Source organism: Pseudoalteromonas holothuriae (assembly GCF_945859825.1).
GTDB lineage: Bacteria > Pseudomonadota > Gammaproteobacteria > Enterobacterales > Alteromonadaceae > Pseudoalteromonas > Pseudoalteromonas holothuriae.
On the sequence record NZ_CAMAPC010000005.1, the window covers coordinates 108,857 to 125,185 of the forward strand.

Annotated in this window: 18 protein-coding genes; 14 read left to right on the forward strand and 4 right to left on the reverse strand. The window is 40.8% G+C overall.

The annotated features are described in order from the left end of the window. Window positions 1-40 precede the first annotated feature (40 nt). Together lpxL and OCI93_RS08440 are read left to right on the forward strand one after the other, a co-directional pair. Window positions 41-967, forward strand: a complete 927-nt coding sequence (gene lpxL / locus OCI93_RS08435; RefSeq protein WP_261626201.1) for an LpxL/LpxP family Kdo(2)-lipid IV(A) lauroyl/palmitoleoyl acyltransferase — start codon at window positions 41-43, stop codon at window positions 965-967. Window positions 968-981: 14 nt separating this feature from the next. Then, a complete protein-coding gene (locus OCI93_RS08440; RefSeq protein WP_261592040.1) occupies window positions 982-1,638 on the forward strand; it encodes a toxin co-regulated pilus biosynthesis Q family protein in 657 nt (218 codons plus the stop codon). 43 nt (window positions 1,639-1,681) lie between these two features. Here the strand turns inward: OCI93_RS08440 and glnE are convergent, their stop codons facing one another. Next, entirely contained in the window at window positions 1,682-4,492 is a 2,811-nt protein-coding gene (glnE, locus tag OCI93_RS08445; RefSeq protein WP_261626202.1) for a bifunctional [glutamate--ammonia ligase]-adenylyl-L-tyrosine phosphorylase/[glutamate--ammonia-ligase] adenylyltransferase, read from the reverse strand. Between the two features lie 81 nt (window positions 4,493-4,573). Here glnE and OCI93_RS08450 point away from each other — a divergent pair, with 81 nt between their 5' ends. The 6 genes from OCI93_RS08450 (at window position 4,574) to ruvX (ending at window position 8,848) form a co-directional block, all read left to right on the forward strand. Then, window positions 4,574-5,467, forward strand: coding sequence for a DUF350 domain-containing protein (locus tag OCI93_RS08450; RefSeq protein WP_261592038.1), 894 nt, complete (start codon window positions 4,574-4,576; stop codon window positions 5,465-5,467). A gap of 30 nt (window positions 5,468-5,497) precedes the next feature. Then, window positions 5,498-5,971: a hypothetical protein gene (locus OCI93_RS08455; RefSeq protein ID WP_261626203.1), complete on the forward strand. Its 474-nt coding sequence runs from the start codon at window positions 5,498-5,500 to the stop codon at window positions 5,969-5,971. Between the two features lie 100 nt (window positions 5,972-6,071). Then, window positions 6,072-6,806: a 16S rRNA (uracil(1498)-N(3))-methyltransferase gene (gene rsmE / locus OCI93_RS08460; RefSeq protein WP_261592036.1), complete on the forward strand. Its 735-nt coding sequence runs from the start codon at window positions 6,072-6,074 to the stop codon at window positions 6,804-6,806. A gap of 50 nt (window positions 6,807-6,856) precedes the next feature. Then, a complete protein-coding gene (gshB, locus tag OCI93_RS08465; RefSeq protein WP_261592035.1) occupies window positions 6,857-7,813 on the forward strand; it encodes a glutathione synthase in 957 nt (318 codons plus the stop codon). 22 nt (window positions 7,814-7,835) lie between these two features. After that, window positions 7,836-8,393, forward strand: a complete 558-nt coding sequence (locus OCI93_RS08470) for a YqgE/AlgH family protein (protein ID WP_261592034.1) — start codon at window positions 7,836-7,838, stop codon at window positions 8,391-8,393. Window positions 8,394-8,401: 8 nt separating this feature from the next. Next, window positions 8,402-8,848, forward strand: coding sequence for a Holliday junction resolvase RuvX (gene ruvX, locus OCI93_RS08475; RefSeq protein ID WP_261592033.1), 447 nt, complete (start codon window positions 8,402-8,404; stop codon window positions 8,846-8,848). A 160-nt stretch (window positions 8,849-9,008) separates the two neighbouring features. On the opposite strand, the gene OCI93_RS08480 is transcribed toward ruvX, so the two are convergent. Genes OCI93_RS08480 through OCI93_RS08490 form a run of 3 tightly spaced genes read right to left on the reverse strand, consistent with a single transcriptional unit; the run spans window position 9,009 to window position 12,042 of the window. Further along, entirely contained in the window at window positions 9,009-9,890 is an 882-nt protein-coding gene (locus OCI93_RS08480) for a hypothetical protein (RefSeq protein ID WP_261626204.1), read from the reverse strand. Continuing rightward, a complete protein-coding gene (locus OCI93_RS08485) occupies window positions 9,871-10,989 on the reverse strand; it encodes a PilT/PilU family type 4a pilus ATPase (RefSeq protein ID WP_261592032.1) in 1,119 nt (372 codons plus the stop codon). The genes OCI93_RS08480 and OCI93_RS08485 overlap by 20 nt, the downstream gene beginning before the upstream one ends. A 9-nt stretch (window positions 10,990-10,998) precedes the next feature. Then, a complete protein-coding gene (locus OCI93_RS08490; RefSeq protein WP_261592031.1) occupies window positions 10,999-12,042 on the reverse strand; it encodes a type IV pilus twitching motility protein PilT in 1,044 nt (347 codons plus the stop codon). Between the two features lie 30 nt (window positions 12,043-12,072). Here OCI93_RS08490 and OCI93_RS08495 point away from each other — a divergent pair, with 30 nt between their 5' ends. The 6 genes from OCI93_RS08495 to hemW are packed head-to-tail and all read left to right on the forward strand — an operon-like array spanning window position 12,073 to window position 16,329. Further along, window positions 12,073-12,768 carry a YggS family pyridoxal phosphate-dependent enzyme gene (locus tag OCI93_RS08495; protein ID WP_261592030.1) on the forward strand — a complete coding sequence of 232 codons (696 nt, stop codon included), beginning with the start codon at window positions 12,073-12,075 and terminating at the stop codon, window positions 12,766-12,768. Between the two features lie 14 nt (window positions 12,769-12,782). Then, complete coding sequence (gene proC / locus OCI93_RS08500; protein ID WP_261626205.1) at window positions 12,783-13,604, forward strand: pyrroline-5-carboxylate reductase; 822 nt, start codon at window positions 12,783-12,785, stop codon at window positions 13,602-13,604. Between the two features lie 9 nt (window positions 13,605-13,613). Continuing rightward, window positions 13,614-14,147 (forward strand): YggT family protein, encoded by a 534-nt coding sequence (locus OCI93_RS08505; RefSeq protein WP_261592028.1) that lies wholly within the window; start codon window positions 13,614-13,616, stop codon window positions 14,145-14,147. An 11-nt stretch (window positions 14,148-14,158) separates the two neighbouring features. Beyond that, window positions 14,159-14,596, forward strand: a complete 438-nt coding sequence (locus OCI93_RS08510; RefSeq protein WP_261592027.1) for a DUF4426 domain-containing protein — start codon at window positions 14,159-14,161, stop codon at window positions 14,594-14,596. Between the two features lie 6 nt (window positions 14,597-14,602). Beyond that, complete coding sequence (locus OCI93_RS08515) at window positions 14,603-15,196, forward strand: XTP/dITP diphosphatase (RefSeq protein ID WP_261592026.1); 594 nt, start codon at window positions 14,603-14,605, stop codon at window positions 15,194-15,196. Continuing rightward, entirely contained in the window at window positions 15,193-16,329 is a 1,137-nt protein-coding gene (gene hemW / locus OCI93_RS08520; RefSeq protein ID WP_261626206.1) for a radical SAM family heme chaperone HemW, read from the forward strand. Before OCI93_RS08515 ends, hemW begins: the two co-directional genes overlap by 4 nt.

Sequence of the window (16,329 nt, forward strand, 5' to 3'; positions counted from 1 at the left end):
TAGATAAACTAACGCCACCTTGCAGTAAGAGATAATATTCGTGGTAACAACCCCAGCATTTAAATGGTCGTTTTTAACCCCCCGCTATTGGTTAACTTGGATTGGTGTACTTTTTATGTATCTCATATCTTGGTTGCCACAACGTGCCCAGTTCTTTTTGGGTAAACAGCTAGGTCGCCTTGTGCATAAATTTTTTAAAAAACGCCGCTATATTGCTCAAGTCAATATTGCTTTATGTTTTCCTCACCTTAGTAAACAACAACAAGCCGATATGGTTTTAAAAAATATGGAAAATACCGGTATTGCAACACTTGAGACCAGTATGGCTTGGTGGTGGCCTCAATGGCGTATCAATAGAGTGTTAGGGTCGATTGAAGGGTTTGAACTAATTGAAGAAATTCAACATCAAGGCAAAGGGGTTTTATTACTAGTGCCACATATGCTGCACTTGGAGATGTTAAGCCGCGTATTAGGTATCAAACAACAGGGGATTGGTTTTTACAGACCGCATAACAACCCATTAATGGAATACTTTATGACCAAAGGTCGATTACGCTCCAATGAAACGTTAATCTCTAAGCGTGATGTGAAAGGATTGATACAAGCACTTAAAAATAAAAAAATGTGTTATTACCTACCTGATCAAGACTATGGTCGAAACCGCTGTGAATTTACCTCATTTTTTGCGGTGCCTGATGCTGCATCAACAACTGGTACATTACTATTTTCATCTAGCAAAAATTGTGAAACACTAAGCCTTAGTGGTATAAGAGACAAATATGGGAAGTACCATGTGAAAATTTATCCAGCGTTGACACACTTCCCAAGTGGCGATGCCAAACAAGACGTAACGCGAGTAAATAAAACAATGGAGCAGTCAATTATATTAGCACCAGAGCAATACATGTGGCTACATAGACGTTTTAAGACTAGGCCTGATGAAAACGCACCATCCTATTACAGCTAACTTTATTTATGGTAATGAAAAAAACACAAAAAACACAAACTAAGCAACCTACACCTCCAATTAGGCGTAAAAAAGCAGCAAAGCAAATATCTGCCGCTTGGTTCTGGGTTAAACATCTTTCACTCGCTGTGGTACTGATTTTATCAGCGTATCATTTTTTATTTGGTGCATTACCAAAGATGAGTGTCAGCACCACAGCTAACATCGCTGCGCAAGGTTTTTCACAGTTTTATGAAAGCTTTAGAAACAGTAAATCAAGCAAAGATACTGAACGTGCTAAGTTTGTAATTGAACTAGGCAACCCCTCATTTGGTATCGATGCTGCGTTAAAAGACAGAGAAAGAGCAGTAAAAGCCTCAAACCAGAGTTGGACTGGCGAACATCAGCCGAGGCGTTTTGAATCTGGTGATACACTAAAAAGTGTACTTGCAGATTATGCACGTAGAGAAAACATTGAACTTTTTTGGTACTTAGATAAAGACTATGTTGTAAAGCAAAACTTTCGTGTAGACAGTAACTTCTTATCAGCACTATATCAGGTTGGTCGAGCCATAAACGACGACTTTGAATATGAAATTTACACGTTTTTTTGCCATCGTCAACGTGCTGCCGTCATAACCGAAAAACCAACGCGTTTTGTTCGCGATAGTTGCCGTAGACTAACGAACTAGTACATGGCCAGTGATAAGCATGCTTCATCACCGGCCATCTTAATCAGCTTTTCAATATCAATACAGCGTTAAAAATTTGCGTAACTTGCTCAATCATTTTGCTTAACAAGTCATCTCTAACGGTACATTTACCCTGGCTATTTAGACTTTGATTATGATATCGCTCGCGGAAAAAACAGTATGCATCAATCAATATAGTCTGCTCTTGCGCACTCAAAATAGCCAGCTTATGTGCACATGCTAAAATACGTACATTGTCTGTATATGTTGAGATTTCAGGATGGCTATGTGCATAATTTAATACAAAATATTGAGCAAGAAACTCAATATCTGTCATTCCTCCTTTCCCCTGCTTTAAATCGAACAAAACGTCAGTATCTTTACTAAGGTGAGTACGCATTTTTTCGCGCATTGTAACCACATCTTCCAGAAGCTTTTCACGTGTTCTTTCTTGGTGCAAAACACGCGTTCGGATCTCGTTAAAACGCGCTGCCATACTTGACTCTCCAAGCACTATCCTGGCTCTGACCAAAGCTTGATGCTCCCAAGTCCAAGCTTGCTGTAACTGATATTGATAAAAGCTTTCTAAGTTGATGGCTAAAAGTCCGGAGTTACCCTCAGGGCGCAAACGCGTATCCAGCTCATACAAAATCCCAGAGGCTGTACGAGTATTAAATAAGTGCATTAAACGCTGTGCGAGCTTTAAGTAAAACTGTCTTGATGTAATCGACTTTTCACCCTCAGTGTAACTATCACCATCACTATTATGCACAAACACAAGATCAAGATCAGAGTCATAACCCAGTTCCCACCCACCAGCTTTCCCATAGGCAATAACGGCAAAGCCCTTTGCATCTTCATGACAGTGCTGTGGTTGTCCAAATCGCACAACCATTTGTTGCCAAGCAAGGTTAACCGACTGCTCAATAATGGCCTCCGCTAATGCCGTTAAGTGATCACTTACTTGCATAATATTGAGAACACCTGTGGCATCTGCAGCCGCAATACGTAACTGGTGCGTTTGTTTGAATTGGCGCAACGCTTCCATTTGCTGTTCTAAATCATGTTGTTCAATACGTAAAAAATATTGTCGTATCTCGAGTTTATAAGCTTGTAAAGGCAAAGGTTTATACAAAGCAGCGGGGTCTAATAACTCATCTAATAAGATGGGGTATTTAGCGATATGTTCTGCAATCCACAGGCTATGAGCGCTCAGAGAAATCAGCTGTTTTAATGCACCTTGGTTTTCATACAATAGTTCTAAATAAGCAGTCCGAGAGACGATTGTTGCGATAATATTCAAAACACTCGTCAACACATTACCACTCAAATTTTGTTCTGCCGCTTGATGCAACAAACAGGGCAATAGCTTATCCAAAATATCAGCTCCACGGGCACCCACTTGTTTTTTCTTTAGGGCGTTGATAAAGCTTTTAAGTGCGCTTTGCCATGGCTGTATTTGTGATTCAGTTACTTTACCAGCTAATTGCTCAGTATCTCCTTCCAGCCATACATAAGTAAACGCGTCATCAAATTCAGAGTCTTCTTGCGGCTCATCACCAATTACATGAGTAAATTCATCACGAACACTCAGCATCACTTTTTGCAGTACCTCTAAACATTGCTCATAGCCTTTACAATCCATAAGCACTATTAATCGCGCTTGAGAAATCGCATTGTCAGGTAAAGTTTGAGTTTGCTGATCGTCAAACGCTTGTAAATATTGCTCTATTTTTCTTAAAAACAGATAGTGCTCATGCAACGAATCAACGACATCATGGGGGATCACTTCTAATGTATCTAATTGTTTTAAGGCATTGACTATTGAGGGTGTTTGTAACGAAGTGTCTCTGCCACCTCGGATCATTTGTAAAGCTTGCACAATGAACTCAACCTCTCGAATACCACCAGCCCCCAGCTTAATGTTATTCACAAGTCCTTTTCGTCTGACCTCTTGCGCTATCATATGCTTCATTTTTCTTAGCGACTCAATCACTGAAAAATCAATATAGCGACGATATACAAACGGGCGCAACATGCTATAGAACGTCTGCCAATGTTCTGACTGCTTACCCAGTAAGCGCGCTTTTAACATTGCATAACGCTCCCATTCACGGCCTTGGTCTTGATAGTAATCCTCCATGGCAGACAAACTCATTACCAAAGGGCCACTCTCACCGAAAGGACGCAAGCGCATATCCACACGAAATACCTGACCATCAACGGTTACTTGATCAAGTGCAGCAATCAGTTTTTGCGCAACTTTAGTATAAAATATTTGCGCTTCAACGCTTTTACGACCACCTTGTGTGGGCACATTACACGGGTAGCAAAAAATCAAGTCAATGTCAGATGAAAAGTTTAACTCCCTACCGCCAAGCTTTCCCATACCAATTACGAGCATAGGCAGTGGTTTACCAAATTCATCCATAGGTGTGCCACATTGCTTTATCGTTTGTGCAAAAGCCCATTTATTCGCAGCATCGATCAAAGCCTCAGAAAGCTTAGATATATAAGCAATACTGTCGGCAATATCATTACCTGCGACTAAATCCAGCCACATCACTTTAAGCCAAAAACGCTGCCGGTACTTTCTGAGCAAGCTAAAGCACTGCCTATCATCTAATGTAGTCAGCTCTTCGGGTAATGGATTGGGGAATTCACGACTTTGCATTTGCTGTGCATCAAGCAACCACTCACCTAGATTTGGCTCTTTTTGTAATATTCTAAATGCAAAGTCACTCATCGCAAGCAAGCGCGCTAAAGACGAATTTATCGTTTTATTACCATACAAATGTTGCCAGCGTGCTTGTGCTAGTTGAGCCAAGTTGGCAGGTAAAGTGGCATCATGCATAAAAAATCTCCATAGCGATATGGCTCAATGAGTTGGGAGTCGTTATAGTAACAATATCTAAATTTGACCAGTAGAGCGAATATGACTTATTTGTCGTTAGCTAATATTAATTTTTTTGCTATTTTATCGAGTTTTATCGTTATTTGCCTTGTTGTTACCGTATTGCGTTTACAAGTTCAGTATCGAGCAAAACAAGCTTTGCAAGAAGAGCTAGCTAAACGCGACAATTTTGCCTTAGGCATTAGCTATGCTTGTCAAATCGCAGTCATTGTTTTCAGTGTTGCGTACTTTTTTAATGATATAAAATACCACACCGTACGTGAGCAACCACTTCAATCAACACTGACTATCTCGCTGATCTTTGTTTTTATCTATTTTGGCCAGTACATCCACCGAAAATGGATTTTATATCAATTCAACGAGGGAGAAGAAATTTTAAAACAAAATATCTGCGCAGCACTGGTCGACTCAGGTATGCTCATTGCTAATGGTATTTTGGTATTAGGTTTATATCACTGGGTGCATCCTCAAGGTATCAGTGATTTATTGGTGGTGTGCTCAAGCTTCCTATTGTTACAAGGTATGTTTGCGCTAGACAGCAAATTCAGAGAAAGTCGCTTTGCTAAAGTGAACCAAGGAGCCTCTCTACAACAAAACTTTAGTCTCGCCAACACGTCAATTGGGATTCGATATGCAGGTAAAACAATTGGACTTGCATTGGCTATTTATGCTGGATTACATAGTGCGCCCTATCATGGCGCAATGATTGTTGAAAACCTATTTTCGGTGGTACTGCATTGCGGTTTAATGTGGGCATTACTGTATGCCGGAAGTATTGCACTGCTGAGCTTTTCGTTGCCTAAAGTTGACATTGGTCTTGAAGTTGACCACCAAGATAATATCGGAATTGCTTGTATTGAGTTTGCAGTATTCGTATCAATAGGCTATTTACTTATTAATACGTTTTCTGTGTAGCGAGTAGTCAAAGCTATACTAGGTGAAACCATGTCTCTCAAGCTTGATAATTTTTTGTTAGTTGATAGTAATATGCAATTCAGCAGGGAGTATACTGAATTTTTGAAAAAGCACTCTGCTAATGAAGAGAGCCAAATAATAGCGGCTGGTGATAACAGCCGCCACCTACTTAAAATGATGTTTGATAATTTAATTAAAGATTATTGTTATTGTGATTTTGCAAATGAAATAAGCGTATCTGAATTAGCCACCTATTTGAACGAGCATCATCAAATTTGCGGTGTTTTAATCTCAAGTGTTGATTATCATTTAGCAAACAAAGAGCAGCAGTTTATTTTTAATTCCCTTCATCTAGTGCGCTACATCCTAGTTCAACAACAAGATGGTAGCTTTGAGTATGAAAAGCTAACTGATAAAGCAAATGTAAATCACCTATCTTGTAATGGCGCATTATCAGCCGTAGGGGAAGATATAGAAGCCTCGCTGTGTAAGTTAGACTCATAAAAATAATAAAACAAAAAATACGACTAATCCTGTTTACTAGCTAGACGCTCACAGTGCAAAACTTTACTATTGCTCCATTGCTAGTTTTTGTAGGTCAGTTATGCGTATACCTCATATTTACCACCCTTTTGAATTAACTTTAAATAATCAAACCATATTAGGAGACGATGCCGCAGGTCATATTGCTCGAGTTTTGCGTATGCAAGTAGGTGAAAAAGTCTCCCTTTTTAATGGTCAAGGCGGTGAATTTTTATGCGAAATCATTGAAATATCAAAGAAAAAAACATCAGTTCAAGTACTTGAATTTAATAACCGCGACTGTGAGTCCCCGCTTAAAATTCACCTTGGTCAAGGAATATCTCGTGGTGATAAAATGGACTTTACCATTCAAAAGTCGGTTGAATTAGGCATCAGTGAGATAACGCCTTTGTTTACCAGTCGGTGTGGCGTAAAACTATCTGGCGAGCGACTTGCTAAAAAACATGCTCAATGGCAAAAAATTGCGATTGCGGCTGCCGAACAATCAGGTCGAAACACCATCACTGTGATTAACCCACCCATTGAAATAAATACCTGGTTAGCGCAACCATCAAACGAGCTAAAACTAACCCTTCATCCTCGTGCTGAACACAATATCAAAACTTTGCCAACGCCAACCACAGGTATTCGCTTTATTGTTGGTCCTGAAGGTGGATTTACCGATGAAGAAATGCAAGCTACCAACCAACAAGGCTTTATTGACGTGCGTTTAGGGCCACGAGTATTACGCACAGAAACTGCAGCGCTTACTGTTTTAAGTGCCTTACAACTGCAGTTTGGTGACTTAGCTCTTTAATTTTGACAACTCTACCCCCATAGTTAATAAAAACAGTATATAGGTGATGCATGGCTATAAAATTAGGGATCATTAGCGATCCGATCAGTGGATTTAATATCAAAAAAGATACTGGCTTTGCCATGATGATGGCAGCTCAACAAAGAGGGTATGAGCTGTATTATATGGAAATGGACGACTTATTTTTATATCAAGGCCATGCTAAAGCAACAGCCGCCAAAGCAAAAGTGTTCGATGACACAAACCATTGGTACGAACTGGAAGAAAAGCAAGCCATTGAACTGGCAGATCTTGACGTGATTTTAATGCGTAAAGACCCGCCTTTTGATACTGAGTATATCTATGCCACCTATATTCTTGAACGTGCTGAGCAAGCCGGTTGCTTGGTGGTCAATAAGCCACAGAGCCTACGTGATGCCAATGAAAAACTATTCACCGCTTGGTTTAGCGAACATACACCCGATACTTTAGTTACCCGTTCACAAGCGCATATACGCGAGTTTTTAGCTAAACATCAAGATATCATCCTAAAGCCTCTTGATGGCATGGGGGGGGCTTCTATTTTTAGAGTTAAACAAGATGATCCCAATATTGGTGTGATCTGTGAAACTCTCACCGAACATGGACAGCGTTTTGCCATGGCACAAGAATATATCCCAGAAATAAAGCAAGGCGATAAACGTGTACTTGTAGTAGATGGTGAAGTTGTACCTTATTGCTTAGCACGGATTCCTCAAGGGGGTGAGACTCGTGGCAACCTTGCAGCAGGTGGTCGGGGTGAAGCTCGACCAATAAGTGAGGACGATTTACGCATTGCACAAGCCGTGGCACCCACGTTAAAAGAAAAAGGACTGCTATTTGTGGGCCTAGACATTATTGGTAACAAGCTGACTGAGATCAATGTCACAGCCCCTACTTGCGTTAAAGAAATTGAAGCCGCATACGATATTTCAATTATGGGCATGTTTTATGATGCGATAGAAGCAAAACTCACCCATACTAAATAAAACTCATTAGGGGCTGATAAATATGCAATCATTAGAGAACCATTTTTTAATCGCAATGCCCAGCTTGCAAGACCCTTTTTTCAAGCATACTGTGACTTACATTTGTGAGCACAATGAAGAAGGTGCAATGGGGTTGGTAGTTAACCACCCTATTGACGTTACTGTCGGCGAGCTATTAGACAAAATTGAAATTGATAACGACAAGAGCACTGATGCAGCAGCTGAGCACGTTTTTGCCGGAGGCCCAGTGCATACTGACAGAGGCTTTGTACTACATACGCCAAAACTGGGATACTCATCAAGCCAGGAGCTGAGCTCTGATATCATGATCACAACATCAAAAGATGTACTGGCGTCATTAACTTCAAATGCTCGCCCCGACTCTTTTTTAATAACATTAGGCTACGCGGGCTGGGAACGTGGCCAACTTGAAAAAGAGTTGCTAGAAAATTCATGGCTGGTGATCGAAGCAGATCCTGCGATTATATTTAACACACCTCCTGAAAAACGCTGGGAAAAAGCAGTGCAAATACTGGGTATTGACGCTGCTCAACTGAGCATCCAAGCAGGACATGCATAGACTTAGATATGACTAAAAAAGAATCGGTTCGCCTTGGCGAGCGCACTGTTATGGGGTTTGATTTTGGCACCAAAAGTATTGGTATTGCGATTGGACAAGAGCTTACTGGTACAGCTAATAGTTTGGGCGCGGTTAAAGCCAAAGACGGCATTCCTCACTGGCCAGATATCGCGGTCCATATAGAGCAATGGCAGCCAAACTTATTGGTTGTTGGTTTACCTTTAAATATGGATGGTACAAATCAGCATGTTACTTTTGCAGCCAAAAAGTTTGCCAACCGATTACACAACAATTACCGCTTACCGGTAGAAACACAAGATGAACGCCTAACCACTGCAGATGCAAAGGCAAGACTGTTTGAACAAGGAGGCTATCGTAACCTTGGCAAAGGAAATGTTGATAGTATGTCGGCAGTGATCATTTTAGAAAGCTACTTTGAAAGCTTGTGGCAATAAACGTGTTAGCATAAGGGTTTTAAAATATGAAATGCTTTGGTGCTTGCAATCCAATGATAATATTTTTTTCACTATCAAAGCGCCTTTATATCGTAATTGCTGGCTCTGGAAAATGAAAGTAACGCGAGAGTAAGCAAGCTCGCTTATTAATTAATTGAGCTTAATTAGCCTGAGGTTTAAGCTCTTGCCTTTTAGACCAATCAGGCACAAACCCCGCTTGTTGATAGGCAAGTTTAACCAAGCCTTTTGATCTTAGTTTCGCCAAGCCTAACTGCAAAGCGGCAAAAGCACGTTCGCCATCAGGATGATACTTAGAGACTACAAAATGCCGGCTGCCATCAAGTAATACAACCCACTTTGGATGAGCCACCAAGTGAATGCCCTCTAGTATATATTCGTTACTTTTATTTGGCATGAGCGGCATTAGCATAAAATCAACCCACTGCATGCTAACCATACGAGCTTGCGCTACCCATTCATGCTCCAGAACATGACGCTTTAATGGCAATTTTTTTAACGTCTCCCAGTCTGTACGCCATCTTGGTGTACTAACCGCAGTCAATGTATTCAACCCGTCAAAACTTGATAAGTCTGTCATTTTACTATTTTGTGGCGAATAGTATAAACCAGCAAAATACTCGCCTCGGCGTATCACTGCATCGGTGATAAAAATATGTTCTGCCAATGGTTTAGCATCCGCGAGCCAATAACTATCAAAACTAAGTAATAACTTACCCTGTTCAAGTAGTTTTGTATTACGAAAATTAACATTACCAACTTGATAATCAAATGACTTGTCAAAGCCGCCTAGTTGCAGCGCTTTTTGAACTAAAATCATATCAACCACATCACGGCGAATGTATCTGCCGCTGAAGTTGTCAATTTCCGTGACAGTTCGACCATTTAAAAAACGTTGATAATCAGCATATACATCATCGCGAATGTACATTTGAACATTATCTGTTGCACTGACAAAAAGCGGTGTAATAAGCATTACACCTATCGTGAGTGCATTATATAGATTATCTTTTATCGAGCCCATCAACCGTGACCCCTTGCAAGAACCCAGCGCCTTGTTGCTCATTATTTTGCAGCTTTATCATCAACCTTAAATCATTAGGTGAATCAGCATGATGCAATGCATCTGCATAATTAATTCGCTGTTGCTTATACAGTTCAAATAATGCTTGATCAAACGTTTGCATGCCCATTTCTTTAGACTTGCCCATCGCTTCTTTAATCGACCCCACATCTCCTTTTTTAATTAGCTCAGCGACCAATGGCGTGTTTAATAAAATTTCGATTGCCGCTTCTCGCCCTTCTCCCTTGGATGAAGGCACGAGCTGTTGAGCGACAATCGCCCGCAAATTCAGTGCTAAATCATACTTTAGTTTGTCATGTTTCTCTTTTGGAACAAGGTGCATAATACGGTCAATGGCTTGGTTAGCATTATTGGCATGTAAAGTAGCCACACATAAATGACCCGTTTCTGCAAAGCTCAGTGCATACTCCATGGTTTCTTGGGAGCGTATTTCACCAATTAAAATGACGTCAGGGGCTTGGCGCAAAGAACTTTTTAGTGCTGCTTCAAAAGTTTCAGTATCGAGCCCCACTTCACGCTGAGTAATAATGCTCTTTTTATGCTCATGAACAAACTCAATGGGGTCTTCAATTGTCAGAATATGCCCACGCTGATTTCGGTTACGATACCCAAGCAACGCAGCCAATGAAGTTGACTTACCTGTTCCTGTGCCACCTACAAATAACAGCAACCCTCTTTTGGCCATAATAACATCAGTTAATACTGACGGTAGACCAAGCTCTTGTACATCTGGGATTGCTGTGATGATCCGACGTATGACCATGCCCGCACAATCACGTTGCCAAAAAGCTGAGACACGAAATCGACCAACATCCGTTACTATCGCAAAGTTACATTCTTTATGTTCATGAAACTGTTGTTTTTGTTTAGGTGTCATAAGCGACTCAACCAAAGACAAAGACTTAGCAGCATCTATGGGCTCGTCATCAAGTGAACGTAATTCACCATCAATTTTAGCACTAATCGTTAATCCGGCAGACACAAAAAGGTCCGAAGCTTGTTTATCAACCATGAGTTGAAAATATTTATCTAGCAGCATCAGTACTCCTTAAAAATTACTCTGATTACGTTTATCTTGCGTCTGAGTTTGGATATCTTGTTGTGATATGACTCCTCTGTTGACAAAGTTAGTCAAACATTGCTCCATTGTTTGCATACCGTGGATTGCACCCGTTTGAATCGTTGAGTACATCTGCGGGATTTTATCTTCTCGGATCAAGTTACGTATAGCGGGTGTGCCAAGCATAATTTCGTGTGCTGCAACACGTCCACCACTTACTTTTCTCACTAATGTTTGTGAGATCACCGCTTGAAGTGACTCTGACAGCATAGATCTCACCATGTCTTTTTCTTCACCGGGAAAAACATCAATAATTCGGTCAATTGTTTTCGGTGCAGACGTAGTATGCAATGTACCAAACACTAAATGTCCAGTTTCAGCGGCTGTCATGGCTAATCGTATAGTTTCTAAATCACGTAGTTCACCGACTAAAATAACATCAGGGTCTTCACGTAATGCACTGCGTAAGGCCGCTTTAAAACTGCGAGTATCACGATGGACCTCTCGTTGGTTTATCAAACTTTTTTGGTTTTTATGAACAAATTCAATAGGGTCTTCGATTGTTAGAACATGGTAATGCTGCGTTGCATTAATATGATCAACCAAAGCTGCCAGCGTTGTAGACTTACCCGACCCTGTTGGACCGGTGACCAGCACTAGCCCCTTACGATACTCTGCTATTTTACGAAAAATGTCCGGCGCACCTAAATCATCCAGGCTTAATACATCCGCTGGAATGGTCCTAAAAACAGCCGCAGGCCCCCTATTGGTATTAAAGGCATTTACACGAAAACGGGCTAAATTAGGCACCTCAAAAGAAAAATCCACCTCTAGATTTTGCTCATAGTCTCTGCGCTGGTTATCATTCATGATATCGTACACCAGATTGCTAACATCCTTCGCTTCAAGCGCTGGAATATTAACGCGGCGCACGTCACCATCAACGCGTATCATAGGCGATACGCCCGATGATAAATGTAAATCGGAGGCTTTGTGTTGCACACTAAAAGCCAATAACTCAGTAATATCCATGTATGACTCCACTACGAGCTGAAAAATAATATGGTTACAATAGCAGAACGACTTAACTTGGCCTACGCCCGTGTAGAAAAAGCCGCACAACAACGTACAGATGACCTCATTACAGAGCATCCTGTTACTATTTTAGCAGTTTCTAAGACTAAACCTATCGAACTTATCGAAGATGCCTATGCACATGGGCATCGTCAATTTGGTGAATCCTATGTTCAAGAGGCTGTAGATAAAATAATCCTCTTAAAAAGTAAAAAAGACATTGAGTGGCATTTTATTGGCCCCATTCAATCCAATAAATCTCGCTTGGTAGCAGAGCACTTTAATTGGGTACAAAGTGTAGACCGTGAAAAAATAGCGAGACGTTTAAATGAGCAACGACCCACTAATTTAATGCCGCTCAATGTGCTTATTCAAGTTAATATCAGTGCCGATAAAAATAAATCAGGCTGCCAATTAGAGATACTTGACGAACTCGCTGAATTTATCCATAACAGTCGTCAGTTGAACCTAAGAGGACTAATGACCATCACTGAACAAACCAATGATAAAAATAAACAATTACAATATTTCCAGCAAATGAAAGCTTGCTTTGATAGACTAAAGGACCAATATCCTCAGCTAGATACATTGTCGATGGGTATGAGTGGTGATTTAGAACCTGCTATTGCAGCTGGCGCCACTATGGTTCGCATTGGCACTGATATATTTGGCTCAAGAAAATAAGGTAAGTACTCGCTATGTCTAATAAAACAATTGCATTCATTGGCACAGGTAATATGAGCTACGCGATAATTGGTGGCATGATTAAAAATGGCTTTGCGCCGCAAAATATCATTGCTACCAATCGTAATCAAGATAAGCTCGCCAAAGTTACAGCAGACTTCCAAGTACAAACCACCTCAGATAATAATCAGGCGCTACGTGATGCTGATGTTATTGTCTTATCGGTAAAGCCACAAATGATGGCTGAGCTTTGCCAAAGCTTTCAAGATTCAGGTATTGATATTAGTAATAAACTGTTTATCTCTGTTGCAGCAGGCATTACCGTCTCTCGCCTAAGAGACATGTTGGCACAGAAAGTAAAAATGGTGCGTTGCATGCCAAATACGCCATGCCTATTAGGCAGAGGTGTGTGTGGCTTATATGGTGAAGACATTAGCCAAGATGAACACGCTTATGTGACTGAAGTATTTTCTGCTACTGGAATTGCAACTTGGGTAGAGCAAGAATCTCAGATCAATGACGTAATTGCTGTGACAGGCTCTTCACCGGCCTACTTTTTCTTGTTTATGGAAGCAATTGAAGAAAAAGCTAAAACACTTGGCTTTAGTGCACAGCAGGCACGCCAATTAGTACAACAAACAGCCTTAGGGGCTGCTGAAATGGCTATCTCACAGCCTGATATTAGCATCGCTCAGTTACGGGCGAATGTAACCTCTAAAGGCGGCACCACACATGCTGCAGTTGAACATTTAAAATCTCAAAATTTACACGCGACAGTCGCAGGTGCAATGGATGATTGTATTGCCCGCGCAGAAGCAATGGAAAAAGAAATATAAGGTTAATTTATGAATGCCATGCAATTTTTAATCGGGATCATTTTTGATCTATTTTTAATGCTCGTATTATTACGCTTTTGGTTACAACTAGTGCGTGCTGATTTTTATAACCCACTGAGTCAAACGGTCGTAAAAGTCACTTCATTTGCAGTCAATCCTCTGCGAAAAATCATTCCTGGTGTTGGGGGGCTCGACTTTGCTTCTCTATTGCTGGCGTTCATTGTGGGCTTTGCTAAAGTATCTTTGCTAATGGTGCTTTTTTATGGCGGCTGGGATCCTATAAGTACTCTTATCAGTGGGTCCGTCACCGTATTGAAAGAAGCATTCTCTTTGGTATTTTGGATACTTATCATTAGAGCAATATTAAGTTGGGTTGCACAAGGCTACAACCCAATAGCAGCGGTATTTGACCAACTAACTGAACCGATGTTAAGACCTATTCGTAAAGTTATTCCACCACTGGGCGGTTTAGACTTATCAATCTTAGTGCTGATCATTGGTATGCAATTTTTACAATTGCTGGTGATGGACTTACTCGCATAGGAGCCTTAATCATGAACAAATATTTACTCTTAGCCTTAGTGCTTATTGCCTCTACTTTTGTGCAAGCTCAATCAACTCAAGGTGGTCAATTTAAAGAGTTAGGCGCGTGGCAAGTCCATTATATTGCTTTTCCTTCAACATTTATACAGCCTAACATTGCCAGATCTTACGACTTAGAACGCAGTAATTACAAAGCAGTTGTGAATATTTCAGTGTTAAAAAATAACACTGAAAAAACGGCGCAACAAGCCACTTTAACAGGTGAAGCACGTAATCTAATTGGCAATAAGCAAACACTTACGTTTAAAGAGGTTGTTGACGGAGAGTCGGTCTATTACCTTGCGCAAATAGATTTTGATAATGAAGAGATTTATCGTTTTACGATAAACATTCAACAAGGTAATACCCAGCAGGTATTAAAGTTTCAGCAAAAATTTTATGTGGATTAAAGTAGTATGACCCAAAAAATTGTCTTAGCGACAGGTAATCAAGGCAAAGTGAAAGAGCTTGCAAATATGCTCAGTGAGCTCAGCATTGAAGTATTACCGCAAAGTCAGTTTAGTGTTTCAGATGTGGCAGAAACTGGCACTACCTTTGTAGAAAATGCCATTATTAAAGCGCGTCATGCAGCTAAAGTGACAGGTCTTGCGGCCATTGCTGATGATTCGGGGTTAGAGGTCGACGCGCTTAACGGCGCGCCGGGCATTTTTTCTGCGCGCTATGCAGGTATCAATGCCAATGATCAAGATAATATCGACAAATTGTTATTAGAGCTTGGCGACAACCCCGTACGAAGCGCCCGCTTTTGGTGTGTACTGGTATATATGCGCCATGCCAACGATCCTACGCCGATTATTTGCCAAGCAAGTTGGCAGGGTGAAATCACAACTAAGCAACAAGGTCGTGAAGGTTTTGGATATGATCCTATCTTTTATATTCCACAACTCGAGTGTACCAGTGCAGATCTGACTAAAGCACAAAAAAATGCCATTAGCCACCGAGGTCAAGCACTCAATATGTTGCTCAATCAACTGCAGGCTCGTTTGTGAAACTGCCTCCACTGAGTTTATACATACACGTTCCATGGTGTATACAAAAATGCCCTTATTGTGATTTCAACAGTCATAGCTTAAAAGGTAAAGTGCCTGAACAAGAGTATGTACAGCATTTATTAGCCGACTTTAAAGCCGATTTGCATTTGGTACAAAACCGCAAGCTGCATAGCATTTTTATCGGCGGCGGCACGCCTAGTTTGCTATCCGCAGACGCATATCAGTCTTTATTAGGTGAAATAAATAACTTAGTAGAATTTGAACAGGATATTGAAATAACCCTTGAAGCGAACCCAGGTACCGTCGAAACAGACCGCTTTAAGCACTATGTTGAGGCTGGTATTAACCGCATATCGATTGGTGTACAAAGCCTTCAATCAGACAAGCTCAAAGCGCTAGGGCGTATTCATGGTGAACAAGAGGCGCTCAATGCAGCTAACGAAGCAAAAAAAGCTGGATTAAACTCGTTCAACATGGATTTAATGCATGGTTTACCAAATCAAACATTGCCTGATGCATTGAGCGACCTTCAGCGTGTCATTGATTTGCAGCCACCGCATATTTCTTGGTACCAACTCACTATTGAGCCAAATACACAATTTGCATCTAAACCCCCTGTTCTTCCCGAAGACGAAACTCTTTGGGATATTCAAGAACAAGGTCAAGCTTTATTAGCACAGGCGGGATATCAGCAATACGAAATATCTGGCTATGCAAAAACAGGATACCAGTGTAAACACAACCTGAATTATTGGCAGTTCGGCGATTATCTTGGGATCGGATGTGGAGCACATGGCAAAATCACCCAACCAGGTCTAAATGAGATCGTGCGAACAGTTAAAATAAAGCACCCTAGAGGGTACATGGACTTAACTAAACCGTATCTATTTGACAGCTGGCAAGTCGAGCACAAAGATCGACCATTTGAGTTTTTTATGAATTGCCTGCGCTTGCAACAGCCCTGTAATAAGCAAGAATTTATCGACTTTACTGGACTGTCACTAGCGCTCATTGAAAGCAAGCTCAATAGTGCTCAATCAAAAGGTCTATTGCTTGATCAAGGTGATTCATGGTTAGTTACAAATAAGGGCCACAGATATTTAAATGACCTGCTACAATCATTTGTTTAA